Source organism: Lysinibacillus sp. NPDC056220 (assembly GCF_049315265.1).
GTDB lineage: Bacteria > Bacillota > Bacilli > Bacillales_A > Planococcaceae > Lysinibacillus > Lysinibacillus pinottii.
The window spans coordinates 120,965-147,884 of the sequence record NZ_JBMOXD010000004.1 but is presented as its reverse complement, the minus strand read 5'-3'; the positions used below and the strand labels follow the sequence as shown (position 1 = coordinate 147,884).

Genomic DNA, 26,920 nt, shown 5'->3' with positions numbered 1-26,920 from the left:
ATACCTCAAGTGTATTCTTAATGACTATGTCGACGCTTTTACTTTTGATTTTAGTTGCAAGTTATCTACATATTACAAATGGTGTTTTTGATATGTCTGTGATGGATGTCATAAAAACATTATTGCGTATTGAACCTAATCCAAAATTTGATCTTGTTATTTTTGAATTCCGCTTACCACGAATTGTCATAGCTGGGCTCGTTGGTATTGGATTAGGAATGGCGGGGGTTGTATTACAGGGTATTACGCGCAATGGGCTCGCAGATCCAGGGATATTAGGAATTAATGCTGGAGCTGGTGCCGCGGTCGTAATTTTTATGTTTTTCTTTCAATTAAAATTAGTGAGTGCAGATATGAACAGCTGGCTATCCATTTTAATGATGCCATTGTTCGGTTTTATCGGTGGAACAATTGCGGCTATATTAATTTTTACGTTTGCTTTGAAAAATGGTCATCTCGATATGCAGCGATTAATATTAACTGGGATTGCCATTAACAGTGGATTTGGCGCTTTATCATTGTTTCTATCTCTAAAAATGAGTGCGCAGGATTTTGAATCTGCAGCTATTTGGATGGCAGGTTCCATTTACAATGCGAATTGGATTTTTGCTCTTACTATGTTACCTTGGCTTGTAATTTTAGGAATTTATGTGCATAAAAAATCGTATTTACTTGATTATTTTCAGCTGGAAGAGGATAACATCACAAGTTTAGGAATTGCTGTTGAAAAAGAGAAAATGAAGCTGTTATTAGCCAGTGTAGGACTAGTTAGCGCATGCGTATCTGTATCAGGAAGTATTGGCTTTATTGGGTTAATGGCACCACATATCGCCAAGCAGCTTGTTGGTATTCAGCACCGCTATGTCATGCCAGTAAGTGCATTAATTGGTGCAGGCTTGCTAATTCTAGCTGACTTTATCGGCAAAACGGTATTCGCACCGTCTGAGCTGGCTGTTGGAATAGTAGTATCGATTATAGGAATTCCATATTTCTTGTATTTACTAGTGAAATCTAAGGCATAGGAGGAAATGGTGTGCAAACAGCGTTTAGAATGGAAAATTTGGCTTCAGGCTATGAGCAGGTTCGAGTGTTTGAAGGGTTAAATTTAACGATTGAAGAGGGCAAGGTCACAACGATTATCGGACCGAATGGCTGTGGTAAATCAACGCTTCTCAAAACAATAGGAAGAATTTTGAAAAAGCAACAGGGCACGGTATACTTGCAGGAGCAAAATATGCAAAATCTGTCGACAAAGGATATTGCACAGAAGCTAGCAATATTATCACAAACACCCGTTGCACCGGGACAATTAAAAGTCGAGGAACTTATTGCTTATGGCAGATATCCGCACCGCAACAATGTCAATCGATTAACAAATAAGGATGAAGAAATGATTGAGTGGGCGTTAACGGTCACAAACACGGTGGAATATCGAAATCGGGAGCTAGCACAGCTTTCTGGGGGTCAGCGTCAACGTGTATGGCTCGCTATGGCATTGGCACAGGAAACAAATATTTTGTTGCTCGATGAGCCGACTACGTATTTAGATATGGCCCACCAATTGGAAGTACTTGATATCGTGAAACATTTAAATGAACAGCATCAATGTACAATCGTCATGGTTCTTCATGATATTAACCATGCTGCTAGGTATTCAGATCATCTGATCGCCATGCGAAATGGTGTTATCATGCAAACAGGAACACCACAGGAAATCTTAAGCGCAGAGGTGATGCGTCAAGTCTTTAACATTGATGCACGTATTATGGAAGATCCAGCAACCAATACACCTGTATGCTATGGCTATGACATATTGAAGGAGGAAAACAAATGAATCCAACAGAAATAGATTACTCAACACAGCAAATGACTTCAAAATTGGCAGACTATACGTATGGGATTAACGTTTATGTACCAAATGAGGAAGCGCCAACGGAAGGCTTTCCGGTCATCTATGTATTGGATGGTTCTTCTTATTTTTCTCTTGTTAAGGAAGCAGTTCGATTGCAAAGTCGTAATGCGCCAAAAACGGGTATTTTACCATCCATTGTTGTTGGTATCGGGCATGGTGAAGATATGCGTGAACGACGTTTTTATGATTTTACGGCACCAGCAGAGACGTATATTTATCCCGCAAGATTTAAAGGTAAAGGGCATGAAAAGCTTGGTGGGGCAGTAAACTTTAGTCGATTCCTAGAAGAAGAACTAAAGCCAATGATTGAAGCCAACTATCCAGTAAATAAAGCACAGCAATCGATATTTGGTCACTCATTAGCTGGTTATTTTACGCTTTGGCAATTATTTCACCATCCAACAAGCTTTCAACATTACCTGGCTATCAGTCCTTCCATCTGGTGGAATGAGCATGAATTAGTCCCATGTGCCTCAGTATTTTTAAATGAGCATCAGGCTATGAAGGAAACATTGTTTATTAGTGCTGGTGAACTGGAAACCTTTATGGTGGATGATGCACGACAAATGGCAACAATACTTGAAAAAGTAATGAAGGTTGATTTTTATGAAGCTTTAAACGAAAATCATGCATCTGTTGTGCCTACAGTTATGAGTAGAGCCATACGTTTTGCTTTTACAAATGAATAAACAATAGCCGCATTATCTATTGGTAGTGCGGTTTTTTATTTTCAAGAAGTTTTGATTTATAAAATACTTGAAGGAAACTCATAATAAAGGAAATTTGGTAAAACGTCTGGGATTAATGGAGGCGCTGTATGCAAAAAATTAAAAATTTAATCAACCCAGTATTTATTATTTCTAGTGGAGCCATTTTATTTTTAGTAATTATTGGGGCAATAATACCGGAACAGTTTAAGAATGGTGCGAACAGCGTCTTTCATATGACGACGGATTTTTTTGGTTGGTTTTACTTAATGGCGGTCTTTATAATCGTGGTTTTTCTATTTGGCTTGGCGATTAGTAAATATGGCACTATTCGGTTAGGAGCAGAAGATGGTCGACCAGAATTTAGCTTTCTCACATGGATTTCTATGCTCTTTTCTGCAGGTCTAGGGGTTGGATTAGTCTTTTGGGGAGTAGCTGAACCAATGAGTCATTACTTTTCACCGCCCTTTAGTGACACAACACCTCTAACGACAGATGCAGCGCGACTGGCAATGGGTTATTCTTTCTTTCATTGGGGAATCAGCCAATGGTCTGTTTATGCTATATTGGGGCTTGTCATGGCTTATGTGCAATTTAACAAAAAAAGAAATATGCTCATCTCTACCGCTTTAGAGCCTGTAACGGGGACAAATCGAGTCGTGAAGGGCACAATTGATATTTTAGCGGTTATTGCTACAGTTATGGGGGTAGCTACTTCTATTGGCTTGGGCGTGCTCCAAACAAACGGAGGTTTAAGCTTTGTCTTTGGTTTACCTAATACATTTCTCATACAGGTAGCCATTATTCTTATCATGTTTATTGGCTATATGTTCTCTGCCACTACGGGCCTTCAAAGGGGAATGAAAATCCTAAGTAATGTCAATATGATGCTAGCGATTGTTTTACTGCTATTTGTCTTTATAACTGGCCCAACAGTTTTTATTATGGAAACCTTTACACTAGCAATAGGGGATTATATTTCAAACTTCATTCAATACAGCTTAAGGATGCAACCGTATATCGGGGGGACTTGGGTGAAGGATTGGACGATCTTTTATTGGGCGTGGGCGATAGCATGGTCGCCCTTTGTTGGTTCTTTTATTGCCCGTGTATCTAAAGGAAGAACGATTCGAGAATTCATTGTTGGCGTATTAATTATTCCTCCTCTTATTGCTTGTTTTTGGATTGCTGTTTTTGGAGGAACTGCCATGTGGTTCGACCTGCATAAAGAAGCTGAAATTGCGCAAACCGTTCATAACGACGTAACAGTGGCCTTGTTTCAAATGCTAGAGTATTTACCTCTTTCAATGATAGCTTCTTTTATTGGAATTTTGCTCATTTTCATTTTCTTAATTACATCAGCCGATTCAGCTACTTTCATTATGGCGAGTATGACGACAAGGGGGTCTTTAAACCCGACAGTACTATCCAAGTTAGTATGGGGTATATTGATGGCCTCTATATCAGGTGTTTTATTGTATACAGGTGGGCTGGATGCACTACAAACAGCCTCATTAATTGCCGCGTTACCGTTTACAGTCCTATTACTGTTGTTAATGATTTCTTATATTAAAATGATGAAGGAAGAGATTGTTCCTCTGAAGAAAAAAGACATTCAACGATTGAAGATAGCAAGGAAGCATCTTGAAAAAGAAGCAAAAGCCAAAGAAAAAAAATAAGGTGATAAGCTGTATTATTCTTTGATGAGTAATACAGTTTCTTTTTGTGTTATTGCTATTGGGTATTTTAATGAACGGAATTGTCTGTAATAATTGAGGGTAAAAAGAATTTTTTTAGGGGATGGGGGTTGTCGTAGAAGATTTGTCCTTATATGTATGATGCTGTTAGTGGTAGTAGTTATACAAATATAGGTAAAATTGTAATAACAGAGAATGCCCCAGATTTTTTGCAAATAAGTGATTTTGCAGCTATTAATTGGAATGAAAAAGCAGTGAATTTGGTGATAGAGCCATTATAGGTAATGCCAATAAATCGGGTGTTATTGGTGCTAGTATGCAAAGTTTGAGCCCACAAAATGGATGTGGCATCTTTGAAGAATTGAAGGAAATGGTAATACAGAGTTAACAGTTGTAGGATACTATAGAGATTCTAAAACTAACCAGTCTATTTTAGTTGGCGGATGGAGCACAGGTCTTAGCGGGCCAGCAAACGAAGCAGGTGCTCATAGCCCTTTAAGCGTAAAAATTCCTAGTCCTGGAAAAGGGCTGTTTTACTGATACAAATGGAAAACACTTTGATACGTTGATTGTTGATATCCAGGAATAATAATGACCTAAACATTTTGGAAAAGTAAGAGGGAAAAATGGAGGAGAGCAATTTGATTGATTTACGATATCCCATTGGGGAGTTTCAATGTCCAAAAGAAGTGACATCACAGCATGTAAAAGAATGGATGGAGGATATTAGCTTATTACCAAAGCAGCTTAAAGAAGTATTAAGTGAAGCAAGTGAGCAGGCATTGGCAAACTCGTATCGTGAAAATGGTTGGACCGTTAGGCAGCTAGTCCATCATATTGCAGATAGTCATATGAACAGCTATACCCGTTTTAAGCTAGCGCTAACAGAGGATGTACCAACGATTAAGCCATACAATGAGGCTGTATGGGCAATGCTCCCAGATTCAGATATGCCAATAGCAACTTCGCTGACATTAATTGAAAGTTTACATGAGCGTTGGGTTTATTTACTGACAAATTTAACGGATGAACAATTACAACGAGCTTATAATCATCCTGATTCGGGGTTAACAACATTGGAACAAGCAGTAGGTTTATATGCATGGCATGGCAAACATCATTTGGCACATATCCAGCATGCATTAGCATTTTAGCTACATAAAAAGTAGACGATTTAGTTAAAATCGCCTACTATAATTTAATTATTAGGTTTGAAAAGATACTTATAACTTTAAGAGTTAGCGTTATTTACTTATACAATAGTAATTCCTGCACTTGCGTTACCAGTAAGAGTAACCAGAACAGTAGCTCCTGAAGTAGTCATGGAGAACACCATTAATAAACGATCACCAGTAGTTACTGGCACTGATACGTTGGCACTACCGCTTGCAATTGCACCAGCTAATAATGCTGCTAATGGTAAAGCTGGAGTTAAATCAACAAATGCTGCAGTAGGGCTGAAAACATTGCTTCCTTGAACTGCACGGTAAATTTGTGCTCTCACTGTAGCTGTTCCTGTTAGTGTTAAAGCGGCAGTTGCTGAAATTGTTGCAGCAATAGATGTAATTGTTCCTGGACGTGGAACAGTAAAAGCTTCTGTGGCAAGAGAACTTGTTAAATCAATATTAACGCCAGCAAGAGCTACACCTGGAACAGATGTACCAAAACCAACAAGGCTTACAGTACTAACTAAACCAGTTGCAAGAGATACTAATACAACAGGAATTGTTCCTGAAGAAAATGGGATAATGGAACCTGTAGCTGCTGGTGGAGTAATACATGCCGCATCAATACCGATAAATGGTCCAAGGGCAGTACAATCACCATTGCCTTTAGAGCAACCACACATTGAGTTGTTAAAACACATTTTTACACCCCCTTTCTTCATTATTCTATTCATATGTGAAAAGGGGGGAAGGGCAAATATCTACCTCTCCTATAAATTCAATGATTTCATAAAATCAATTTTCTATTGAAACAAAAAGACATCCACTATGTGTTTTCATACATAGTGGACGTCTTATAAAGTGATAAATTTAACTCCATCTTTTAAAGAAATCAAAAAATGAATTTTTTCCCTTCTTATTTTCTTCCTCAATCGGCATATTTACAGGATCAGGTTGCTTATTTTCTTCTTCCAGGGATGGATGAACCTCATAGACTGCTTCAGAATTATACACTTCGACATACTCTTCTGTTTCGATTGAAGGAGAATGATGTGTTTCAACTGTGTCAGCTGGCTGTGCTACTGTTTCTGAAATGACTTCGTTGAGAGGCTCACTAGCTATTGCAGTAGTGTCTTCACTAACTGTCTTGCTAAGTTTCTCTGAATTAACCTGTTCAAACGATCCTTTAGTTACTTCGGAAATCTCATGGTTGTTACGTTCATTTTCCGTTGGCACAGCCTCTGTAGGATCATCTAATTTTTCGGTTCCAGTACTCGATTCATGAACAATAGTTGATAGTAAATGATCATTCTCGATGTTTTCCTCACTTAAAGTGGGCTGTACAGCAGATGGATCATAAACACTTACTGGAACTTCCTTTGCATCCGTGGCATTTTTAAAATGGAAGGTGGATTCAACTGTCGTGTTTCTGAATAAACCATTGTATATATGGCTTGGATGCGTATTAATGGATTGAAAATATTGCTGATTAAAATGCCGCTCTTCTGGTTTAGCTACCTGCTGGTCATTGTGAGGAGGTGGAGCCCCATTGTTATTGACATTTTGTTGGTGGTTTATGGCTTTACCTGCCAAACTTTGTAATAGTCTATAAGATGGTTGTGCTGATGTTATCGTAGTTTTATCTGCTGTCTGTGTCATTCTAGGTTGTTGTCTAGGCAAATGAGTAGCCGAAGTTTGAGAAGGCATTTTAATGGCGGGAGAAATGGTTGTTGTATCATTTCCTTCAACAGTTAATAATTTGTTTAAAACTGCTAAAATTTCTTGATTCATTTCTTCCATGGTTTGATTCAGAGACTCAATCTGTATGGAAAGAAGCCTTATTTGATCATCATATCCTTTTATATAGGAATTTTGCTTAGTATCCAATGTCTCTGTAATCCCCTCTAAATGGGCTATCTGTGTTTTCAGTCCATCAAACCCCTGCTTCATATAAAGGAAATCTTCAATTGACGATCCCGTTTTTAATGATGATAACGATTCTCTATAGGTTTCAATTTTTTGCTTTAAATTTTCAATTTCTTGAGTGGTATACAATTTTGACTCCTCCATTGTAGTTCACCCCTTTCATTCCATTATTAGTTTATTAAAAATATTGACTTTCTGTTACAAATATACCTGTTCCTTCAACATTTTAGTTCTTATTATAAAGAAAGAACTGTAAGACAAAATGATTGTCGCTGATTTTTATAAATATCCAATGTAACTATTTATTAGCCCATGCACTTATAGCTGAAAAACATATGCTACAAACGAAAGATAAAAAACTTATGGAGGTGTCAAAAGGATGCAAGAACATATGCCATCCCAGGCGCAGGAACTGATTTGTATAAATGTTGATAAGGTATATGACTGGATTGTAAAGGAAATGTCATTTGATATTTCACCAACTGGAGCAATTACATTCCCAGGCGTAACAGCAGCTACTGACTTAACAGGTGCTATTGTTACATGTCGAGTAATTCCAGCAGCTACAAATCCAATTGTGATCCTAAACCGTGAGAATCGCCAATTCTCTATCGATGGATCAACTGTTTGTCTACAACATTTAAATATTCAAAAGAATTTCATTCTTACGATCGTTGTTACATTACCAAATGGAACAATGTTCACAAGCGCAGAGATTCCTGTTTCACGCTGTGAGCAAGTGACATTATGTGCACCTAAGGGTACAGATGTAGAAATTCTATATACAGATTTAGATTGCTTCGTTTGTACAACTGGTACACTTACAGCTGCAGCAGGTGCAATTACGTTTTCTGCGTTAACAATTACTGTTGCTGTTTGCCAAAGCATTCAATCAACATTCCCAGTTACTGTGGAATTTTTAGCAACTTTCTGCGAACCAAGAGCAGATTTACCATTCACATGTCCAACTGCGGTTCGTCCACAACAATGCCCAGTTATTTTCCCAACTGTTGGTTAGTAGTGCTAACAAATAGAGGAAAGTCATATCATGAAGAGAGGGTTATCCTCTCTTTTTTTTTATGAATCATAGTAAGGGGGCATTAAGTGATAACACGAATAGAAGACAAGATACAAGCGGTGAAAGAACAGACAAACATGTATGTTCAAGAAATAAAAAAGCTGGTAGAAGAGCTAGCAGTTCAAAATAAGATTAGTCTAATCAGTTATTTTACATCCTCGTTCAATATATCCTATGACTCTGAGCAAGAAAGTCTTTGTTTAGGCTCCTACCATATTCGTAATATTGGTCAAACACCCGTCACAAATCCATATCTATGTATTAAATTACCGAAAGATTCTCCGTTTTATTTCTCGGGAAGGTATGTTCACGAAAATTACACACCTACTTTAAAGACACAGGGGCAAAGTAATTGGGAACGTTTTAATGACAAGTCTAGTAAGGAGGAATATTGGCTTAGACCAGTAGGGAAGTCCACCATCGAACCAAATGAAACGATTTCATTTACCAATTTTCAAATTAAATGGTCCCATAATTTATCGTATTCTGGCACTATTATGGGTTTTACATATTGTGATCAGCTAACAGATGGTGTGGTTGTGTTAAACCCAATTAATCTCAATGGAATTAGTCAAACGCAGGAGGGAAACAATGGTGGATCATGAAAAACAAGAGCTTAGTAGCGTAATCCAACAATTGCTGAAGGACCAGCTTAACCGCCGTAATGTACAAGATAATAGCTTTGCCTTTCTTGAAAAAGATACATTGCAACAATTAATTGGCTATCTTGTCTCTGGGGAAAAAAATAATATCTTTGAACAACATGAACATTCGAAGCTACAAACAAAGTGGTTAAAACAACTAGATGAGGTGTTAGATGACAGTAAAGCACAGTTTGAAGAAGTCATTGAAATTCTAAAAAGTTTTTCAGGCTAGGAGGTGCAAGGATGGACAACGATATTGTCAAAAACAATGATCCTCTACAGCTCCAACAAATGATAATTTTTTTAAGGGCCGAATTAGCCAAATATAAAAATGAAGTGAAAAGGCTAAGGGATAGTGATTATTATGCATTAGTGCTACGGCTTGAACGGGAAAATATACAATTAACAAGACTCAGAAAAGATCTCTCGATGGAGCTATTAAAGTTGAAGCGAGATTTTGATAAGGAATTGGAAGCATATGATGAAGAGATACAAAAACGAGAGTTACAAAGGAAAAAACAAATTACTTCGATAGAGTCCTTATTAAAAGAGCTAAATGAGTTGCGAGCAGAAAATAAGTTATTAAAGGACAGCGTTAACGTATCTAATGAAGATAAAAACTATAGGTCAATGATTGAAGGGTTTGATAAAAGATTACATGACTTTACCATCGTTACAGGTGGACAAATGGAACGTATCGTAGAGACAATAGAACAATCCTATAGAGACAAAGTAGAGACGGACAGCCTATATCAACAATTAGTCAAAGAATTAGAGACGAAAAATCAAGAAATCGAAAAACTAACGAATGAGATAAAAGGCTATAAAAATCAAACTGATGACAGTAGAGTAAAAATGAATGGATCTATTAATCTAGACGAGCAGATCGATTATAGATTACGAATGCTTGATGAACTCGATCAAAAATTGAACGAGCTTGCATTCGAAATAAATAGAGAATAGATGGGATAAAACACTGTTTCTAGGGGGTAAGCATACCCCTTTTGAAACAGTCCCCAATTAATTAACTACTGCTAAATTACTTTGTTTCACGATGTAAAGTAGTTCGTTTTAAGCGAGGGGAATACTTTTTAAGCTCCAATCTCTCTGGATTATTACGTTTATTTTTCGTCGTGATATAGTTTTTATCACCAGTTTCTGTGCAGGCTAGAGTTATTTGTACGCGCATAATTATGCCTCCTTTTAAATAGTAATCATTACGATTTAAACAATATATTTTAGGTTGTAAATTGTCAAGTTTAATTTCGTATATAATAAAAAGCTTTGCATTTTATAAAATTATATGTTTTAATTACAAATTGTAAATAGTAATGATTACGATTTAAGGAGTTGGAGAGATAACAATGAAAATACCTGTGACTGTATTAAGTGGATACTTAGGTTCTGGTAAGACCACAATGATGAATCATGTATTGCAAAACGAAAAGGATTTACGTGTTGCTGTTATTGTGAATGATATGAGTGAAATTAATATTGATGCTGAGCTTATTGCAAATGGCAGCGGTATCTCACGAACAGAAGAGAAATTTGTGGAGTTATCCAACGGCTGTATTTGTTGTACATTGAGAGAAGATTTATTACAGGAGGTGGAACGTCTTGCGAAGCTTGGCAATATTGATTATATATTGATTGAATCGACAGGTATTAGTGAGCCGATTCCAGTTGCACAAACATTTAGCTATTTAGATGAAGAGCTCGGCATAGATTTAACGAGATTTTGTCAATTGGATACGATGGTAACGGTCGTAGATGCGCATCGCTTTTGGCATGATTTTCAATCAGGAGAGAGTTTATTAGAGCGTAAGGAAGCAATTGGTGAATTAGATGGACGGGATGTTGCAGACCTTCTTATTGATCAAATAGAATTTTGTGATGTCCTTGTATTAAATAAGTGTGACTTAGTTTCAATAGAAGAGTTAGAACGGTTGGAGGGTATATTGCGCGCACTACAGCCCGAGGCAAAAATAATCCGAACGGTTAATGGTGAAATTGATTCTACTGACATTTTGAATACAGGCCGTTTTGACTTCGAGCGTGTATCAGAATCAGCTGGCTGGTTAAAAGAATTAGAGTTGGGGCATGAAAACCATATGCCGGAGACGGAGGAGTACGGGATATCTTCATTTACCTATACAAGTAGAAAGCCATTCCATCCGATGCGCTTTGTCGAGTGGTGTGACCACATGCCCCAATCAATTGTGCGGGCAAAGGGGATTGTTTGGAGTGCTAAACATCAAGATGTTGCGTTATTGCTATCACAGGCAGGTTCATCTGCAAAAATTGAACCTGTTTCTTATTGGGTAGCTGCACTACCAAAAGCTCAGCAGGAAGATGTTTTCCAACAAAGTCCAGAGGTGTTGGAAGACTGGGATAGCGAGTTTGGAGATCGCATGACCCAACTTGTTATTATTGGTATTGACTTAGATAAAGAACGTATTTTCAAACAGTTGGACAGCTGTTTATTAACAGATGAAGAGTTTCGTAACCCGTGGGAACAACTACAAGATCCGTTTAACTGGGAATGGCATTAATAAAAAAGAAGATTTCGGCTACGACTCCGAAATCTTCTTTTCAAACACTCGATTATAATTAGTGGCATCTCGTAAAGCCTTTTCTTCTATTGGGATTCGTACAGATAGCATTGTAATGTTTAATAGTGTAAAGCAAAACGCTGTAAAATATGCCTGGAACATAAGAGGTAGAAGGAGAATTTCCAAGCAAACGACGGCATAATTAGGGTGGCGCATAAATTCGTAGGGACCTTTACGCACAACTTGTGCGTGAGGTAGAATGAGAATCTTTGTATTCCAAAATGTTCCCAAAGAACGGATACACCATATACGCAATGCCTGAACGGCTACAAACAAAATAAAAAGTAATGGGAATAAGGGCGAAATACCATTGTTATTTGTTACTACTTCAACAATTAGAAACAAGAAGAAACTAATATGCATAGTGACCATATAAGAGTAGTGAGAGTTACCTACCTCATAAGCTCCCTGAGAAAACATCCATTTCTCGTTTCGTTTAGCAATGAAAACCTCTGTCAATCTTTGTAGAATGACAAGCGTCACAATTAAATAGAAGATCATGCTACTCCCTCCAGTTTAATAATACAGCTTCTGCACAAAAACCAGGGCCAAGAGCGACGAGTAAACCTGTATCCCCCACTTGTCCTTCATGTAACATAAATTGTTTTAACACGTATAACACGGTTGGCGAAGACATATTACCATGTTGTCGTAATATTTCCCGAGAAATGTCGGTTTTTTGAGAAGAAAGATAAAGCGTGTCTTCATAGGCTTTTAATACTTTTTTTCCTCCAGGATGTGCAATGAAATGAGTAAGCTGTTCACTGTAAATTCCTTGTTCCAGTAAAAACTGTTCAATATATGGTCCAAGCCAACTAGTAATAATAGCCGGAATGCTTTTTTGAAAAATGACATGAAGCCCATTATTTTTAATGTCCCATCCCATTACATTTTCTGAATTAGGCATCCATTTAGAGCCTGTCGCTAGAATAACTGGTGATGGTTTTTTTGTATCAATCATGATTTCATCGCCACACACGAGCATACAGGCAGCACCGTCAGCAAAAAGCGAAGCCCCAATTAAATTACTTTTAGAAAAATCGTTTGGCTGAAATGTGAGGCTACATAATTCAACACAAACAACAAGCACCTTTGCATTTGGGTGTGCTTTACAAAAATCAAAGGCTCTGCTAACACCCGCTGCTCCTCCCGCACAGCCTAAGCCCCATAATGGAATACGTCTTAATCGATCGGAAAAAGTAAGCTTGTTCATAATACGAGCATCAATGCTAGGTGTTGAAATTCCCGTACTACTAACAAATATGATGGCATCGATTTCTTCAGGAGAAATGGGTGAATGTAAGAAGGCTTCATTTTGTAAGCATGCCTGAATGACGCTTACGCTGTATTGTGTAGCTAGTTCAATATATAAATTATTTCGCTCCTCAAATGAGTGATTTGTACGATGCCACTCAGGTGGTACACAAAAATGACGTGTTTCAATTCCACCATTTTCGAAAACCTTTAGATAGCGTTCTAATTTTGGGATTTTTTCATAGAAAAGCTCTTTTGTTAGTTCCTCTGCATTTGATTGCTGTAATGTGTAAGGTGGTTGATGTGTGCTAATAGAAATGATTTTAGGCAATTCAACATCTCCTCGCATTTATTGGTCTTGTACATTCTATGCGTTGAGGAAGTAGATACATGCTTATAATATTGTATTTGACAATTCCTAAAATTTTGTATATATTGGTAATAACTAAATGGAAAGTAGGTGATGTGACATGATGAATAAATCTATTTTTAGCGAACTGCAATTCGGTTTGTTTCATTTCACACGCCTAATATATACAAAGAGACGTCGTGCATAGCTCGATGTACTTGTATATCCTTTAAACGTGCGTGTGAAACCTTGTAACTGCCGAATTATGCAGGTACAAGGTTTTTTTATCGTGGTTCAAATTTGCTGAATCAAGATAATTGCTTCTTGTGGAAGTCTGCACAGAAGCCTCATAGAAACGCATATTTAGGAGGAAATTAATTTGAATTTAACAACATTAGGTTTTACAAAATATTTTGAAGAGCAAATATTAGAAATGAAAAAACAATCTAAGTTTAAAAATTGTGTGCCTGCGAGGGTCACTTTAGAGCATAAGCATTCCTATCGAGTGTTAGCTCAAGAAGGGGAATGGCTTGCAACAATCGCTGGTCATTATGCCTATACATCTTTAGCTCGTGAAGACTATCCGGCAGTGGGCGATTGGGTGCTGGTAGAGAAAATGCCTGGTGAGGAACGAGCAATTATTCATCAGTTATTCAAACGAAAATCTGTCTTTTCGCGAAAAGTTGCTGGTCTAGAGATACAGGAACAGATTGTTGCATCGAATGTGGATATTGTGTTATTAGTCATGAGCTTGAATGCTGATTTTAATATTCGCCGTTTGGAACGATATTTAGTAGCTGCCTGGGATTCAGGTGCAAAGCCCATTATTGTTCTTACAAAGGCAGATTTATGCGAGGATGAATCAAGCTTAGTAAAAGAAGTTGAGTCAGTAGCATTGGGTGTAGATATTTTCGTAACGAGTGCTATTTCTGGAGAAGGCTTAACGGAAATTCAGGCCTTATTTACTGAAGGGGTCACTGGAGCATTGCTGGGCTCCTCCGGTGCAGGAAAATCTACATTGACGAATGCTCTGTGTGGCGAAATGCTGATGAAGGTATCAGACATTCGTGAAGACGATGCAAAAGGACGTCATACAACGACCCATAGAGAGCTAGTGATATTACCCTCAGGTGGCTGTTTAATTGATACGCCCGGAATGCGTGAGCTACAGTTATGGAATCAAGGTGATAGTTTATCATCCAGCTTTCAAGATGTTGAGGAATTAGCAAAAGCTTGCCGTTATCGTGATTGTACCCATCAAAAAGAGCCGCATTGTGCAGTGCGAAAAGCTATTGCTGATGGTGAACTTGATCAAAATCGTTTGCAAAGCTATTTTAAGCTACAAAGAGAATTAGCTTACATGGAACGTAAAACAAATGTCCAGGCAAAGCTCGAGGAGCAACGTAAGTGGAAGCAAATATCTAAAGGTGTTAAAAAGGGAAAAAACAAATAGGAGCACACATATGACAGTACAAAGCATAAATCATCTACTCTTTTCAGTGTCTGATCTAGAGAAATCCATTGCATTTTATGAAAATGTTTTCGGTGCTAAGTTACTTGTAAAGGGAAACAGCACAGCCTATTTTGATGTAAATGGGCTGTGGCTTGCCCTCAATGTTGAAAAAGATATACCGCGCAATGACATTCAATATTCCTATACACATATCGCTTTCACGATCTCTGAGGATGAGTTCGATAAAATGTATGATAAATTAGTACAATTGAAGGTTCTTATTTTAGATGGCCGACAAAGAGATGAAAGAGATAAAAAATCAATTTATTTTACCGATCCTGATGGACATAAGTTTGAATTTCATACGGGGACTTTACAAGATCGTTTGGATTATTATAAGAAGGAGAAGTTACATATGGAGTTTTTTAATCATTAAGCAAGGAGTGATTTTATGACGAAAGCTTTTATTTTTGATATGGATGGCACTTTATTTCAAACAAATCTTATTTTAGAACCTGCGCTAGATGCCACATTTGATGTGTTGCGTACAAAGGGCTTATGGCAGGGAGAAACACCCATTGAAAAATACCGTGAAATTATGGGTGTTCCTCTACCGGTAGTATGGGAGACCTTATGTCCAATGCATTCAGTAGACATACGTGAGGAGAGCAATGTGCTCTTTCATGTAAAGTTGACGGAGCAAATCCGTAGTCGTAAAGGTGCGCTTTATCCACATGCTGAGCAAACTCTTGCCACATTGTCAAAAAGCTATCCGTTATACATAGCGAGTAATGGACAGGTTGACTATTTACAGGCAATTGTAGAAACCTATCAATTAGAGCGATTTATAAAGGGGACTTACAGCATTCAATCCATTGCTAGCGGTCATAAATCAGACTTAGTGAAAAAAGTAATGCAAGACAATGGAATTCAGGACGGGGCGGTAGTTGGTGATCGTTCTTCCGATATTCAAGCTGCCCGCGATAACGCGCTACTTTCAATAGGTGCTCGCTTTGACTTTGCTCAGGACCATGAATTGCAACAGGCACATATTGTGATAGATGATTTAACGGAGTTACTAAACATAGAGTTAGGCTAATTATGATAAACCCATTAACATTAGGTGAGCCTATTCGAAAAAATGGAAGCGACTTAACGACAATTATTGCATTTCATCGTAATAAAGCGTAGAATAGTGCCAATCCTATAGATAAAGCATTGAAAAGGAAAAGTAGATAGGAATAGCATTTTGTAGAGAGCCTCTGTTGGTGGAAATGAGGTAAATGAATCCTTTTGAAAATGACCTTTGAGCTTCGTACCGAAAGCTTATAGCAAGTAGATTACGACGAGATGGGCACTCGTTACAACAGCGGCAGTATCTCTTACTTTAAAAAAAGACGTACTGAATAAGGCAAATAGTGTGAGCTATTTGTAAATATAGGTGGTAACACGGGTAGACTCGTCCTAATCAGATTTGATTAGGGCGATTTTTTTTACCATTTTTAATGAGAGGGGAGCAATTTAGAATGACTATCGTTATTGGAGGCGCTTGGCCGTATGCAAATGGCTCTTTGCATTTAGGACATGTAGCCGCATTATTACCAGGTGATATTTTGGCCAGATATTACCGTCAAAAAGGTGAACAAGTATTATACGTATCGGGTAGTGACTGTAATGGTACACCAATTTCTATTCGTGCAGCTCAGGAAAACACAACAACCGAGGCGATTGCTAATCATTATCATGAAGAATTTAAAAAATGTTTTAATAAGCTAGGATTTACTTATGATTTATACACAAGAACGGATGCAGAGCACCATCATGAATCCGTTAAGGGCTTATTTTTACAGCTACTTGCCAACCACTTTTTATATAAAAAGAAAATTGAACAGGCTTACTGTGAGACAGATCAGCAATTTTTGCCAGATCGATTTGTAGAGGGTATATGCCCAAATTGTGGTGCAAAGGCGAGAGGAGATCAATGTGATAACTGCTCGGAAATTTTAGACCCACTAGATTTAATCGATAAGAGCTGTAAAATATGTGGGAATGAGCCAGTAATTCGAGAGACAGAACATTTTTATTTTACCTTTAGTCAATTTCAAGGGAAATTAGAGTCCTTCTTATCCGAGGCAAAGGCAGAGAAACGTTGGAGGGATAATGCATTAGGATTGACAGAGCGCTACTTAGCAGAGGGCGTTCCTGACCGAGCAGTAACGAGAGATTTACCAAATGGAATAGATGTTCCGGTTCCTGGCTTTGATGGTAAGAAAATATATGTGTGGATTGAAGCAGTGGCGGGGTATTTAACTGCTAGCCTAGAATGGGCAAAGCAACATCATATGGCGATTGAAGACTTATGGAATGAAGAAACGATTTCGTATTATGTCCATGGTAAGGATAATATTCCATTCCACACAGTTATTTGGCCAGCTATTTTGATGGGACTAGGTGTGCAAGCTTTACCGACACATATCGTATCTAATGAATATTTAACATTAGAAAAACGCAAATTATCGACGAGTCAAAACTGGGCCGTATGGGTTCCTTATATTTTAAGTCGTTATGATGCTGACTCTATTCGCTATTTCTTAACGACTAATGCACCAGAAAATCGCGATACTGATTTTTCATGGCGAGAATTTATTTACAGTCATAACGGTGAATTACTTGGTGCCTATGGTAATTTTGTGAACCGAACATTGAAATTTATAGAGAAATCCTTTGCTAGTCAAGTGCCACAGGCTGAAGTGGATAGTACTATTCGTAAACAAACTATTCAGCTATTTAATGAAGTGGGTATTCTTATTGAGGGTGGCCGTTTCAAGCAAGCGTTAGAGACCATTTTTGAGTATATTCGTGGAGCTAATCGTTACTTCGATGAACAACAGCCATGGTTACAAGTAAAAGAAAATGTGGAGGCGGGCAATTGTACACTAGCTACCTGTGTCTATATCATTGCCAATCTCGGACAATTACTACAACCATTTCTACCGTTTTCAGCAGCGAAGGTAAGAGATATGTTAGGAATAGATGAAATAATGTGGCATGAGCAAGTAGAGTTACCTAAAACCATTGAAGACATAACACCTTTGTTTGAACGGCTGGACATTGAACTAATAGAAGAAGAATATCAAAACTTAGTAAGGGATAGTCGCTAGACTTGAAAAAGCAGTATGGCTGAATGAGGCCATACTGCTTTTCTTGTTTAATTCATAACAGGTGTTAATTTGGCCACGACAATGCTATTGATGGCATTCATATAGGCTAGGGCACTAGCTTTTAAAATGTCAGTATCTGCAGCTTTTGCCATATACTTTTCACCCTCATGCTCGATCGTGATTTTTACTTTTCCTAGCGCCTCTTTGCCGCGCGAAACACTATTGATATTATATTCCACTAGTTTTACATCCATGCTTGTAATTTCTGCAATGGCAGAATAGAGAGCATCAATTGGACCTGAGCCAACTGCGCTAGCCTTCAATACTTCGTTACCTTTCCGTACTTTAACGCTCGCTGAAGGGAAACTTGTATTGCTGACGACTTGTAAATCTTCAATATCAAAGAATTGGTCACTATAGTGAGTTGCATTCTTGTGAGAAGCATCATGTTTTTCATAATAGCTTTCAACAATAACGTATAAATCGTGATCGTATACTTCCTTTTTGGCATCCGCTAGCTTTAGGAAACCTTCAAAGATTCCCTCGAATTCATCTGTAGAAAGATTTGAAAACCCTAACTTTTCAAGAGCATTTTTCACAGCATGTCGGCCAGAACGTGCTGTCAGTACTAGCTCCATATCATCAAGACCAACGTCTTCAGGGTGCACAATTTCATAAGCATCACGAGATTTTAGTAATCCGTCCTGATGGATACCCGATGAATGGGCGAATGCATTATCTCCCGTAATAGCTTTATTGACTTGAACATCTAAGCCCATAAAACTAGAAACAAGACGAGAGGTATTAATAATTTCTTTAGTGTTAATACGAGTATCAGCATTATAGATAGTGCTACGCGTTTTTAGTGCCATAACGACTTCTTCTAATGCCGCATTACCTGCGCGTTCACCGATACCATTAATTGTACATTCGACTTTGTCGGCACCATTTTTTATGGCAGCAAGCGTATTTGCAGTTGCCATTCCAAGGTCATTGTGGCAATGAACGCTAAGAAGGACACTGTCGTCTAAATTTTTCATACGGTTGTTTAATTTAAAAATCATCTCACCAAATTCTTCTGGTTCTGCAAATCCGACTGTATCAGGTACGTTAATCATAGTTGCACCAGCCCTCATAACAGCTTCAATTGTTTTCCAAAGATATTCAAAGTCTGAACGAGATGCATCCTCTGTGGAATATTGAACTTGAGGCAAAAGAGTTTTGGCATACTTTACAGCATCTACTCCAATTTGCAGAATTTGATCTTTTGATTTACTAAATTTTTTCTCCACATGTATATCGGATGTCCCAAGAACCATGTGAATCATAGGGTTTTCAGCGTATTTCACAGCATGGTAGACGGCATCAATATCTGCCTTTACTGCACGTGCTAATGCTGTAATCATAATATCGCCAGTAGTACCGACCTTCTCAGCTACAGCTTTGACAGCATCAAAATCTCCCTGTGATGAAGCGGGGAATCCAGCTTCGATAATATCGACACCTAATTTTTTCAGTTGCTGTGCTATTTCTACTTTTTCATATAAATTTAGCTTAGCTCCTGGCACCTGTTCACCATCACGTAATGTTGTATCAAATACCCAAATTTTTCTGCCCATTCTTTAACACTCCTCTTGTAGTTATCAGTATCTAAAAGCTACACGTAGGCCAATGATTCACTAAAAAATAAAAAAACTCATCTCTATTTAAAAATAGAGACGAGTTTTTGCTCGCGGTACCACTCTAATTGACCTTCTCTGTACAGAAAAAGTCCCCTTATCGACAGCTATCACTGTCTATCCTGTTAACGGGGGAAACCGACATCCCTTACTAGACTGTTCAGGGAGTAGCTCATGGACGAGTTCAAAATGTGTGTCTACCGATTTACACCAACCATCGGCTCTCTACAAGTACATCACCATTTTTACTATTTCCAATCTTGGCCTGCAATGTGTTGTTGAAAGCAATATTACTTGGATATTAATAACCTGTCAATAATTTTCTAAAAATTTTTTTAATTCTGTCTAAAGTAGTGCTCATTTTGATAAAAATTTGATAGTTGTGAAGTAAATAAATGGCTACAAAAAAGCAATGTCTGTTAGAAAATAAAAGTTGTGAATGAACGTTAGAAAGGTAGAAGAAAACAAAAAATTTGTCTTTGATTTAGAAGGTACAATTTGCTTTAAAGGAAGTCCTTGAATGGGGGGTTATCAATGCGTATAGACATGTAGACAAAGTGTGCATGCAGTTATTTTTTTGCCTCCTTTAGAGCAATACGTAAATCTATTTGTGTTTGTTTAGGGAAGCGTCAGGTTGGTAAGAGAGCTACTTTACAAGTTGCTAGTGAGGAAGCAGCCATTATATGAAAAATATAAGTGAGTGAAAACCTATACATATATAGAAAAAAACTGCTCGTTTCCTAGAAGGAATTCGAGCAGTTTTCATTTATTCTATTTTAAAGCGAGAGACTTCTGTTTGAAGCTCCTCAGCCATATTTGAAAGTGTTGCTGCGGAAGCAGCGACTTCCTCGATAGTTGCTAACTGCTCCTCAGAGGCAGAAGCGACATTTTGTAAATTACTAGAAGACATTTGAGCGATTGTTGCTATTTCATCGAAGGATGCATAAATTTGTTCCGCACTGGATGACATTTCTTCTGAAACTGTAGTAGCATCTTGAATTTGCATGGACACTTGTTCAATTAACTCTACAATTTTAGAGAAGCCTTCTTCAGCTACCTGTACCACCTGCATACCGATTTGAACCTCTTGTGTCCCTGTATCCATCACCTTTACAGCACGGTTTGTATCTTGTTGGATTTCTGCTATTAACGTAGCAATTTGCTCTGCAGATTTTTTGGATTGCTCTGCTAACTTTTTCACCTCGTCTGCCACGACGGCAAAGCCTCTCCCGTGATCACCCGCACGAGCTGCCTCAATAGCGGCATTGAGTGCTAATAAATTTGTTTGCTCTGCAATATCTGTAATAATGCCAATAATGTTACCGATTTCTATAGAATGACCGTCTAAATTCTTAACTACGCTTGCAGATTCTAATACAGCAGTATTAATAGTAGTCATTTGTGAAATCACTCGATGTAATGATTTATTGCCCTTTTGAGCCTCTGAATTCGTTTCCATTGCTAGTTCCGAAACCGCCGCCGTAGTAGATGCTAATTGCTGTATGCCCTTTGTCATATTTTTCATCGCTTCAGAGCTTTCTGTAGCATTTTTACCTTGAGCTTCAGAGCCACTTGCCACTTCTTGAATCGAAGAAGTAATCTGCTCTGTCGCTTGGATGGTTTGGTCAGCACTTGCTGTTAATTCTGCAGCAGAGCCACTAACTTGTACAGTGTTGTGACGTACATTTGTAATTAAATCTTTCAAATTAACGGCCATTTGATTAAATGCTTGGGCTAAGTCACCCACTTCATCACGATTTTTAATACGAATCTGTTCAGCCGTTAAGTCACCTTCTGCTATTTTTTTAGCTGCCTTAGCCATACCGTTAATTGGTCGAGACATTAGACTACCAACAACCATTGCAATTATCAGACTTATGACAACTGCAAGAACCCCAAGAAGTATCATTTGGAACTTAATATCTTGAATTTGTTGAGATGTGGCAGCAATTTTTCCGTCAATATATTCATGTTGATAATTGGAAAGGTTTTCAACGCGTTCGTCAAATTGTTTAATAATGAGCCGCCCTTGCGTACTATCGAGCTTTTCGTACTTTTCCGTTTCACCTGAAGCCTTTAACTCAAACATACGATCGGCAAACTGCTGAACATTTTGCTCGCTTTTATTAATAGCTTCTAGAAATTTAATGGATTTTTCGGTCGTCAGAGATGCCATGAGCTCTTCAGATTTTTGTTTAAATTCTGTCCGAGAGTCTTGATTGCTTTGGAGATTTTGTTTATCTCCAAGCAGTAAATAGCCACGCAAACTAACAATCTCTTGTTTGGCAATAACGCGTAATTCCTGAATAGCGATAGATTTAGTTGTTTGCTCCTCCAATAATGTACGATAAGTTTTGTTCACAGAATCAAGCTGCTTTATATTTAAGCCGATAGTAGCAACTAGAACTAAAATAACTATAAAAAAACCGAGTAATAATTTCTTGTAGATAGTAAATCGCATAGATGAAATTTCCTTTCTCAGTATTTAGTAGAAATGTTACAAATTAATGAAATATGTATATATATCATTTATATCAGAAAATATGAATTTTACAAAGTATTATGAGTATTTCTACTGTAATAAATAGTTTAAAGGTGGCAGAAATTTGTGATTGAAGTAATAAAAAAAGAAGATTTTTTGCTAAAATATGCTAGAAATAAAGCGATAGTTAATGGTGTATATTGAATATTAAGCCAATATTCATAAATTTTGAAACTTATAGAGAAGTCAAAACGTAAATTACATATGAAGATGAACTGAGGTGGCAGGTAATGTATAGGCCTATTTTAAAAATACCTAAAACAAAGTCTGAAAAGGTTTGTGATTATATTGGAGTTATAATATTCCTCTTATCTATCCTTTATATTTCAGTTATGTGGGGTAAATTGCCTGAAGAAATTCCTGTTCATTTTGATGGTAAAGGTGAGGTTGATCGATGGGGTTCGAAAATAGAGCTCATTATTCTTCCGTTTATAGGTGTGTTTTTATGGATAACAATGAGCCTTTTAGAGAAAGCTCCACATATCCATAACTTTCCGGCTCGTTTGAATGAACAGAATGTAGCAGCATTTTATTTGAACAGCAGAAAAATGTTAAACGAAGTAAAAAATTTCTGTCTTATTTTATTCGCATGCTTATCATTCCAAATGGTACGAATTGCTCTGGGAGAGACTACTTCCATAGGATGGTGGTTCTTGCCAACTGTCATAATTGGGATAATGATGCCGATTATTAAAGGCATAGTAGGTACGCGCAAAATAAAATAAAGCTGAACTGTAAACGCTTGGAATATTTCGAGCGTTTATTTTTTGTTTCCAAGCTGTCATTTATTCAGTATACTATCAAAACTAAGATGCAAATGTATGAGCATTTCTTTAGCGGCTTAAAATGAGGGGGAGAAGAGGTGTTTAAATGATGCAAAAGAAATTTAAATTAAAGGATGATTTATCTATTTCCATTCATATCCAGCCACCTCATTCGATAGTAGACGATGTTTTTCACTCTAGAGAGGCACCGTATGACCGTATTATTTCTTTTGCGTTTTCCATAGATGCCATGGTAACTTATTTACAAAAAAGTGGTAATAGATAATAGTCTAATGGAGCAAGGCTATTTATTTTTTGTTTATCCTAAAAAGGGTAATAAAAATATGAACAATTTTTTTATCGAGATGAAATTTCCTCAGCAATCCATGTGGATGAGGAAAGGTATGCTGATGGTAGTGATTTAAAGTTTTCTAACCTAATGTCATTAGATGAAACTTTTTCAGTCTTAAGTATTAAGATGGATGGTAAAGGAAGAGGCAAGAAGAAATAAGCCAATAGTCAATGTGTAAGGGATTATGTATGATGAGGGAGCGAAAAAATAGATGAAAAGCGCGACAACTTTTTTAATGTTTCAAGGGCAAGCACATGAAGCTATTGAACAATATCGGCGATGGTTTACAGATTTAGAAGTTGTGCATGTAGAATATATGGAAAATTCTCAGCAGGTAGCAATGGCCACCCTACAATTAAAGGGGTTAAAACTAATGGTGAATGATAGTGTCATACAACATAATTTTTCGTTTACGCCATCGACCTCTATCTTTCTAGAGTGCGAATCTGAGGAAGAAATAAAGAATTTAGTAGCCCAAATAGTGGAGAGTGGGCAAGCGTTGATGCCACTTGATCATTATGGATTTTCAAAGCGATTTGCGTGGATTCAGGATCGCTTTGGTGTCTCCTGGCAGCTATCGTATAGTTGAGAATGGAGTACGACAATAGAATGTTAATAAAAGGGGAATAGAAGATGACGGTAACTTTAGTGAGACATGATATCAAATATGCTGAGGCCATGCATGAGTTGTCTTCTATGCCACAGGTTCGAGATGCACTTGGGTTACCTGTTGGTAAAGTAGAAGATACTATACATTTTATCAAACGTGAATGTATCGATGAAGAAGAAGGGAAGACCGTTCCTCGAGTTGTTTTAAATGAAGAGGGACAGCTAATCGGTGTAACGGCATTAATGTTTATAGACCAACAAAAAAATAGTTGTCATATCGGTTCTTGGCTCGGCCATCCATTTTGGGGGAAAGGTTATAATCTTGAGGCTAAAACAGCTATTTTAGATATCGCCTTTTTTGAGCTTGGATTAAAGCGCGTTTTTGCGGGAGCTAGGAAGGTGAATATCCGTTCCCAAAAGGCACAGGAAAAGCTGAGCTTTATTCGATTAGGGGTGGAAGAAGATTATCCAGAAGAGCATTCATGGTTAGAAGCTAAGGAGAAACAACCATGTGTTTTAAATGTTTTTGAACGTGAGGATTTTGTACGATATCGAACATCTCTAAAAAAAGTAAATGGGAGTCGAGAGGCCTTTTTACCACAACTTTTACTTGCAGATGAGAGTGAAGAGGCTATCCAAAAATACCTAGATGAGGGTACCTTATTTGAAGTAAAGTGTGGAGAAAATCTTGCGGGAGTAGCATTATTAATCCCTCAATCTAATACAACCATCGAGCTGAAGAATATTGCCATTGTGCCAAAATTCCAAGGGAAAGGGCTTGGCAAAGAGGTATTGAGACAACTCACGACATTTTGCGAGAAGGAAGGCTATGAAACGCTTTTAGTTGGAACAGCAAATTCAAGTATTGATAATATAGCCTTTTATCAGAAGGCAGGCTTTCGCATGGAGTCTATTGAAAAGGATTTCTTTCGTGACTATCCAGAGCCCATATATGAAAACGGCATTCGTGCATTAGATATGATTTTCTTTACTAAGCAATTGTGAATATTTTCATAAAGAAATACCCGTCCAACATAGGTTGAGCGGGTATTTTTATTTACCTAGCAGGAGAGCCATTAATTTTTCCTTCGAATGTAAAAAGTCATCTAATGTGTAGCGATCCAGTACAGTCAAGTAAGCCTGTAAAGCTTCGTATAGTACACCTTTTAACTGACATTCAGGAGCTATTTTACATAGATTATTCTCTTTATCGAAACATTCTACTAAATGAAAATCCTCTTCTGTATGACGAACAATTTCACCAATGGTGATGGATTTTGGATCGATGGCTAAGCGAATACCGCCACCTCTTCCGCGAATTGTTTCTATATAGCCTAACAATCCAAGCTGGTGCGTCACTTTCATTAAATGGTTTTTCGATATATTATAAGCCTCTGAAATCTCTTGAATAGTTGATAATTGGCCATCTTCTTTAGCACCTAAGTAAATAAGCGTACGAAGAGAATAGTCTGTGTATAAAGTTAAGCGCATAAGAACACCCTACTTTCTATAATTCAAAACAATTATAGCATTTTTATAATGAAGTATAATATTTTCAAACCTTTTTTAAAGATGTATTTAAAATACATTAATTATGTCCATTTTGTTAAAGATGTATTTTACATATTGCTTTAAGAAAATGAAAGCGTTATATTGTAATCACGAAAGGATGGTAAGCGATATGTTAAAACAAGAAACTATTCAAATCATTAAGGCAACAGTTCCTGTATTAGAAGTTCATGGTGTAGAAATTACAAAGACGTTTTACAAAAATATGTTTCAAGCTCATCCAGAATTACTGAATATTTTTAACCACACTAACCAAGAAAAAGGTCGTCAGCAAACAGCATTAGCAAATACAGTTTATGCTGCGGCCGTTCATATTGAAAATTTAGAGGCTATTTTACCAGCAGTCATGCTTATTGCACATAAACACCGTAGTTTAGGTATCTTACCTGAGCATTATCCAATTGTTGGTGAAAACTTACTAAAAGCGATTAAGGAAGTACTTGGCGACGCGGCGACAGACGATATTATTAATGCATGGGCTGAGGCATATGGCGTTATTGCAGATGTTTTCATTCAAGTAGAAGAAGAGTTATACCAAAAAGCGGAAAATAATGGTGGGTGGCGTCTATTTAGACCATTAAAAGTGGCGAAAAAAGTGGTAGAAAGTGACTTAGTTACATCTGTTTATTTTGTCAATGAGGATGGCTCAGCATTGCCAGCTTACGAACCGGGACAATACATTAGTATTCGTGTGAAAGTTCCTGGTGAAGAGTATTTAATGAACCGTCAATACACACTTTCTCAAGCAAGTGCAGAAGATGGTTACCGTATTTCAGTAAAACGTGAAAGTGATCAGACGCCAAACGGAAAAGTGTCAAACTTTATTCATGATGACTTACAAGTTGGAGATTTAGTAGATGTAAGTGTGCCAGCAGGATTATTCGTTTTAGAAGAAACTACTGCTCCTATTACATTTGTTAGTGGTGGTATAGGTGTAACACCATTAAACAGTATGCTACAATCCCTAAAAGATGATGCAACGAATAAAGTTAACTTTATCCAATGTGCACGCAATGAGAAAGTTGTAGCGTTTAGCGATGATATTCAAGGAAAGGTAAATGCGCTACCTAATGCATCGTATACGGCTCTATATTCTGATGAAAACAAGCAAATTACGAAAGAATTATTAGCAGAAAGAGTGGCTGATAATGCTGATGTCTATGTATGTGGACCTGTAGGCTTTATGGAAGCAGTTATTAAAAACTTACAAGAAATTGGCGTTAAAGATGAAAAAATTCACTATGAATTCTTCGGACCGGCTATGCAATTAGCTAAATAATATAGTGGAATCCCTGTGATGAGTAATGACTCATAGCAGGGTTTTTTGTATAAGTCGATACCGATAGTGGTCTTCAAGAAAAAGAGTTGAAGCTTTCATGTTGACAATATACCTATTGGGGTATAATATGAATCTCGTAAGTAAGTTCAATCTATCGTTTTGAAAGG

27 protein-coding genes and 2 other annotated features are annotated in these 26,920 nt (G+C 37.4%); of the genes, 19 read left to right on the top strand and 8 right to left on the bottom strand.

All coding sequences use genetic code 11. From position 1 onward, the window contains the following. The first annotated feature begins 26 nt into the window (after window positions 1-26). The 5 genes from ACOZBY_RS15405 (at window position 27) to ACOZBY_RS15385 (ending at window position 5,470) form a co-directional block, all read left to right on the top strand. The gene (locus tag ACOZBY_RS15405) at window positions 27-1,022 is read left to right on the top strand and encodes a FecCD family ABC transporter permease (RefSeq protein WP_012295919.1); all 996 of its coding nucleotides are present in this window, start codon (window positions 27-29) and stop codon (window positions 1,020-1,022) included. A 29-nt stretch (window positions 1,023-1,051) separates the two neighbouring features. Then, window positions 1,052-1,834, top strand: a complete 783-nt coding sequence (locus ACOZBY_RS15400) for an ABC transporter ATP-binding protein (RefSeq protein ID WP_012295918.1) — start codon at window positions 1,052-1,054, stop codon at window positions 1,832-1,834. After that, a complete protein-coding gene (locus ACOZBY_RS15395; protein WP_036164871.1) occupies window positions 1,831-2,601 on the top strand; it encodes an alpha/beta hydrolase in 771 nt (256 codons plus the stop codon). Before ACOZBY_RS15400 ends, ACOZBY_RS15395 begins: the two co-directional genes overlap by 4 nt. 128 nt (window positions 2,602-2,729) lie before the next feature. Beyond that, entirely contained in the window at window positions 2,730-4,298 is a 1,569-nt protein-coding gene (locus tag ACOZBY_RS15390; RefSeq protein WP_012295916.1) for a BCCT family transporter, read from the top strand. Between the two features lie 644 nt (window positions 4,299-4,942). Next, window positions 4,943-5,470, top strand: a complete 528-nt coding sequence (locus tag ACOZBY_RS15385; protein ID WP_281486847.1) for a YfiT family bacillithiol transferase — start codon at window positions 4,943-4,945, stop codon at window positions 5,468-5,470. Window positions 5,471-5,568: 98 nt separating this feature from the next. Here the strand turns inward: ACOZBY_RS15385 and ACOZBY_RS15380 are convergent, their stop codons facing one another. Both ACOZBY_RS15380 and ACOZBY_RS15375 read right to left on the bottom strand, forming a co-directional pair. Further along, a complete protein-coding gene (locus ACOZBY_RS15380; protein WP_031416594.1) occupies window positions 5,569-6,183 on the bottom strand; it encodes an exosporium glycoprotein BclB-related protein in 615 nt (204 codons plus the stop codon). 169 nt (window positions 6,184-6,352) lie between these two features. Beyond that, entirely contained in the window at window positions 6,353-7,552 is a 1,200-nt protein-coding gene (locus ACOZBY_RS15375; RefSeq protein WP_197150602.1) for a hypothetical protein, read from the bottom strand. A 235-nt stretch (window positions 7,553-7,787) separates the two neighbouring features. Here ACOZBY_RS15375 and ACOZBY_RS15370 point away from each other — a divergent pair, with 235 nt between their 5' ends. The 4 genes from ACOZBY_RS15370 to ACOZBY_RS15355 all read left to right on the top strand — a co-directional run bounded on the left by ACOZBY_RS15370 (window position 7,788) and on the right by ACOZBY_RS15355 (window position 10,093). Then, entirely contained in the window at window positions 7,788-8,426 is a 639-nt protein-coding gene (locus tag ACOZBY_RS15370) for a hypothetical protein (protein ID WP_012295911.1), read from the top strand. 86 nt (window positions 8,427-8,512) lie between these two features. Continuing rightward, window positions 8,513-9,091 (top strand): hypothetical protein, encoded by a 579-nt coding sequence (locus ACOZBY_RS15365; RefSeq protein ID WP_012295910.1) that lies wholly within the window; start codon window positions 8,513-8,515, stop codon window positions 9,089-9,091. Then, complete coding sequence (locus tag ACOZBY_RS15360) at window positions 9,078-9,362, top strand: hypothetical protein (protein WP_012295909.1); 285 nt, start codon at window positions 9,078-9,080, stop codon at window positions 9,360-9,362. The genes ACOZBY_RS15365 and ACOZBY_RS15360 overlap by 14 nt, the downstream gene beginning before the upstream one ends. 11 nt (window positions 9,363-9,373) lie before the next feature. Next, entirely contained in the window at window positions 9,374-10,093 is a 720-nt protein-coding gene (locus ACOZBY_RS15355) for a hypothetical protein (RefSeq protein ID WP_012295908.1), read from the top strand. Between the two features lie 76 nt (window positions 10,094-10,169). Here ACOZBY_RS15355 and rpmG read toward each other — a convergent pair whose 3' ends face one another. Beyond that, window positions 10,170-10,319 carry a 50S ribosomal protein L33 gene (gene rpmG / locus ACOZBY_RS15350; RefSeq protein ID WP_012295907.1) on the bottom strand — a complete coding sequence of 50 codons (150 nt, stop codon included), beginning with the start codon at window positions 10,317-10,319 and terminating at the stop codon, window positions 10,170-10,172. Between the two features lie 175 nt (window positions 10,320-10,494). Between rpmG and ACOZBY_RS15345 the strand changes: the two genes are divergently transcribed. Further along, window positions 10,495-11,682, top strand: a complete 1,188-nt coding sequence (locus ACOZBY_RS15345) for a GTP-binding protein (protein ID WP_012295906.1) — start codon at window positions 10,495-10,497, stop codon at window positions 11,680-11,682. A gap of 18 nt (window positions 11,683-11,700) precedes the next feature. Here the strand turns inward: ACOZBY_RS15345 and ACOZBY_RS15340 are convergent, their stop codons facing one another. After that, window positions 11,701-12,243, bottom strand: a complete 543-nt coding sequence (locus tag ACOZBY_RS15340) for an isoprenylcysteine carboxyl methyltransferase family protein (protein ID WP_012295905.1) — start codon at window positions 12,241-12,243, stop codon at window positions 11,701-11,703. 1 nt (window position 12,244) lies between these two features. Further along, window positions 12,245-13,327 (bottom strand): type III polyketide synthase, encoded by a 1,083-nt coding sequence (locus tag ACOZBY_RS15335; RefSeq protein ID WP_036164860.1) that lies wholly within the window; start codon window positions 13,325-13,327, stop codon window positions 12,245-12,247. Between the two features lie 391 nt (window positions 13,328-13,718). Between ACOZBY_RS15335 and rsgA the strand changes: the two genes are divergently transcribed. From rsgA to metG, 4 genes are all read left to right on the top strand, one after another. Then, window positions 13,719-14,798, top strand: coding sequence for a ribosome small subunit-dependent GTPase A (rsgA, locus tag ACOZBY_RS15330; protein WP_171821127.1), 1,080 nt, complete (start codon window positions 13,719-13,721; stop codon window positions 14,796-14,798). A 10-nt stretch (window positions 14,799-14,808) separates the two neighbouring features. Then, a complete protein-coding gene (gene fosM, locus ACOZBY_RS15325; protein WP_031416589.1) occupies window positions 14,809-15,234 on the top strand; it encodes a FosM family fosfomycin resistance protein in 426 nt (141 codons plus the stop codon). Between the two features lie 15 nt (window positions 15,235-15,249). Further along, window positions 15,250-15,897 (top strand): HAD-IA family hydrolase, encoded by a 648-nt coding sequence (locus tag ACOZBY_RS15320; protein ID WP_012295901.1) that lies wholly within the window; start codon window positions 15,250-15,252, stop codon window positions 15,895-15,897. A gap of 110 nt (window positions 15,898-16,007) precedes the next feature. After that, window positions 16,008-16,268, top strand: a binding site (T-box leader). 56 nt (window positions 16,269-16,324) lie between these two features. After that, on the top strand, window positions 16,325-17,959 hold the full coding sequence (gene metG / locus ACOZBY_RS15315) for a methionine--tRNA ligase (RefSeq protein ID WP_422762531.1): 1,635 nt from the start codon (window positions 16,325-16,327) through the stop codon (window positions 17,957-17,959). 47 nt (window positions 17,960-18,006) lie between these two features. On the opposite strand, the gene ACOZBY_RS15310 is transcribed toward metG, so the two are convergent. Together ACOZBY_RS15310 and ACOZBY_RS15305 are read right to left on the bottom strand one after the other, a co-directional pair. Then, the gene (locus tag ACOZBY_RS15310; RefSeq protein ID WP_036162389.1) at window positions 18,007-19,578 is read right to left on the bottom strand and encodes a 2-isopropylmalate synthase; all 1,572 of its coding nucleotides are present in this window, start codon (window positions 19,576-19,578) and stop codon (window positions 18,007-18,009) included. A gap of 92 nt (window positions 19,579-19,670) precedes the next feature. After that, window positions 19,671-19,909 (bottom strand) — a binding site (T-box leader). Window positions 19,910-20,404: 495 nt separating this feature from the next. Next, window positions 20,405-22,099, bottom strand: coding sequence for a methyl-accepting chemotaxis protein (locus ACOZBY_RS15305; protein ID WP_012295897.1), 1,695 nt, complete (start codon window positions 22,097-22,099; stop codon window positions 20,405-20,407). 311 nt (window positions 22,100-22,410) lie between these two features. On the opposite strand from ACOZBY_RS15305, the gene ACOZBY_RS15300 reads away from it, so the two are divergent. The 4 genes from ACOZBY_RS15300 (at window position 22,411) to ACOZBY_RS15285 (ending at window position 24,910) form a co-directional block, all read left to right on the top strand. Next, a complete protein-coding gene (locus tag ACOZBY_RS15300; RefSeq protein WP_197224175.1) occupies window positions 22,411-22,905 on the top strand; it encodes a DUF1648 domain-containing protein in 495 nt (164 codons plus the stop codon). Between the two features lie 145 nt (window positions 22,906-23,050). Continuing rightward, window positions 23,051-23,230: a hypothetical protein gene (locus tag ACOZBY_RS15295; RefSeq protein WP_036164848.1), complete on the top strand. Its 180-nt coding sequence runs from the start codon at window positions 23,051-23,053 to the stop codon at window positions 23,228-23,230. A 277-nt stretch (window positions 23,231-23,507) separates the two neighbouring features. Beyond that, window positions 23,508-23,885 (top strand): VOC family protein, encoded by a 378-nt coding sequence (locus tag ACOZBY_RS15290; RefSeq protein ID WP_012295893.1) that lies wholly within the window; start codon window positions 23,508-23,510, stop codon window positions 23,883-23,885. 44 nt (window positions 23,886-23,929) lie between these two features. Continuing rightward, entirely contained in the window at window positions 23,930-24,910 is a 981-nt protein-coding gene (locus tag ACOZBY_RS15285; RefSeq protein WP_012295892.1) for a GNAT family N-acetyltransferase, read from the top strand. 48 nt (window positions 24,911-24,958) lie between these two features. Here ACOZBY_RS15285 and ACOZBY_RS15280 read toward each other — a convergent pair whose 3' ends face one another. Continuing rightward, window positions 24,959-25,396, bottom strand: a complete 438-nt coding sequence (locus ACOZBY_RS15280; protein ID WP_012295891.1) for an Rrf2 family transcriptional regulator — start codon at window positions 25,394-25,396, stop codon at window positions 24,959-24,961. 190 nt (window positions 25,397-25,586) lie between these two features. Here ACOZBY_RS15280 and hmpA point away from each other — a divergent pair, with 190 nt between their 5' ends. Beyond that, window positions 25,587-26,753: an NO-inducible flavohemoprotein gene (hmpA, locus tag ACOZBY_RS15275; protein ID WP_036164842.1), complete on the top strand. Its 1,167-nt coding sequence runs from the start codon at window positions 25,587-25,589 to the stop codon at window positions 26,751-26,753. Window positions 26,754-26,920 lie beyond the last annotated feature (167 nt).

Coding starts and splice junctions, on each gene's coding strand:
- ACOZBY_RS15405 (WP_012295919.1), top strand. CDS start 27: ATGTCGACGCTTTTACTTTTGATTTTAGTTGCAAGTTATCTACATATT.
- ACOZBY_RS15400 (WP_012295918.1), top strand. CDS start 1,052: ATGGAAAATTTGGCTTCAGGCTATGAGCAGGTTCGAGTGTTTGAAGGG.
- ACOZBY_RS15395 (WP_036164871.1), top strand. CDS start 1,831: ATGAATCCAACAGAAATAGATTACTCAACACAGCAAATGACTTCAAAA.
- ACOZBY_RS15390 (WP_012295916.1), top strand. CDS start 2,730: ATGCAAAAAATTAAAAATTTAATCAACCCAGTATTTATTATTTCTAGT.
- ACOZBY_RS15385 (WP_281486847.1), top strand. CDS start 4,943: ATGGAGGAGAGCAATTTGATTGATTTACGATATCCCATTGGGGAGTTT.
- ACOZBY_RS15380 (WP_031416594.1), bottom strand. CDS start 6,183: ATGTGTTTTAACAACTCAATGTGTGGTTGCTCTAAAGGCAATGGTGAT.
- ACOZBY_RS15375 (WP_197150602.1), bottom strand. CDS start 7,552: ATGGAGGAGTCAAAATTGTATACCACTCAAGAAATTGAAAATTTAAAG.
- ACOZBY_RS15370 (WP_012295911.1), top strand. CDS start 7,788: ATGCAAGAACATATGCCATCCCAGGCGCAGGAACTGATTTGTATAAAT.
- ACOZBY_RS15360 (WP_012295909.1), top strand. CDS start 9,078: ATGGTGGATCATGAAAAACAAGAGCTTAGTAGCGTAATCCAACAATTG.
- ACOZBY_RS15355 (WP_012295908.1), top strand. CDS start 9,374: ATGGACAACGATATTGTCAAAAACAATGATCCTCTACAGCTCCAACAA.
- rpmG (WP_012295907.1), bottom strand. CDS start 10,319: ATGCGCGTACAAATAACTCTAGCCTGCACAGAAACTGGTGATAAAAAC.
- ACOZBY_RS15345 (WP_012295906.1), top strand. CDS start 10,495: ATGAAAATACCTGTGACTGTATTAAGTGGATACTTAGGTTCTGGTAAG.
- ACOZBY_RS15340 (WP_012295905.1), bottom strand. CDS start 12,243: ATGATCTTCTATTTAATTGTGACGCTTGTCATTCTACAAAGATTGACA.
- fosM (WP_031416589.1), top strand. CDS start 14,809: ATGACAGTACAAAGCATAAATCATCTACTCTTTTCAGTGTCTGATCTA.
- ACOZBY_RS15320 (WP_012295901.1), top strand. CDS start 15,250: ATGACGAAAGCTTTTATTTTTGATATGGATGGCACTTTATTTCAAACA.
- metG (WP_422762531.1), top strand. CDS start 16,325: ATGACTATCGTTATTGGAGGCGCTTGGCCGTATGCAAATGGCTCTTTG.
- ACOZBY_RS15310 (WP_036162389.1), bottom strand. CDS start 19,578: ATGGGCAGAAAAATTTGGGTATTTGATACAACATTACGTGATGGTGAA.
- ACOZBY_RS15305 (WP_012295897.1), bottom strand. CDS start 22,099: ATGCGATTTACTATCTACAAGAAATTATTACTCGGTTTTTTTATAGTT.
- ACOZBY_RS15300 (WP_197224175.1), top strand. CDS start 22,411: ATGTATAGGCCTATTTTAAAAATACCTAAAACAAAGTCTGAAAAGGTT.
- ACOZBY_RS15295 (WP_036164848.1), top strand. CDS start 23,051: ATGATGCAAAAGAAATTTAAATTAAAGGATGATTTATCTATTTCCATT.
- ACOZBY_RS15290 (WP_012295893.1), top strand. CDS start 23,508: ATGAAAAGCGCGACAACTTTTTTAATGTTTCAAGGGCAAGCACATGAA.
- ACOZBY_RS15285 (WP_012295892.1), top strand. CDS start 23,930: ATGACGGTAACTTTAGTGAGACATGATATCAAATATGCTGAGGCCATG.
- ACOZBY_RS15280 (WP_012295891.1), bottom strand. CDS start 25,396: ATGCGCTTAACTTTATACACAGACTATTCTCTTCGTACGCTTATTTAC.
- hmpA (WP_036164842.1), top strand. CDS start 25,587: ATGTTAAAACAAGAAACTATTCAAATCATTAAGGCAACAGTTCCTGTA.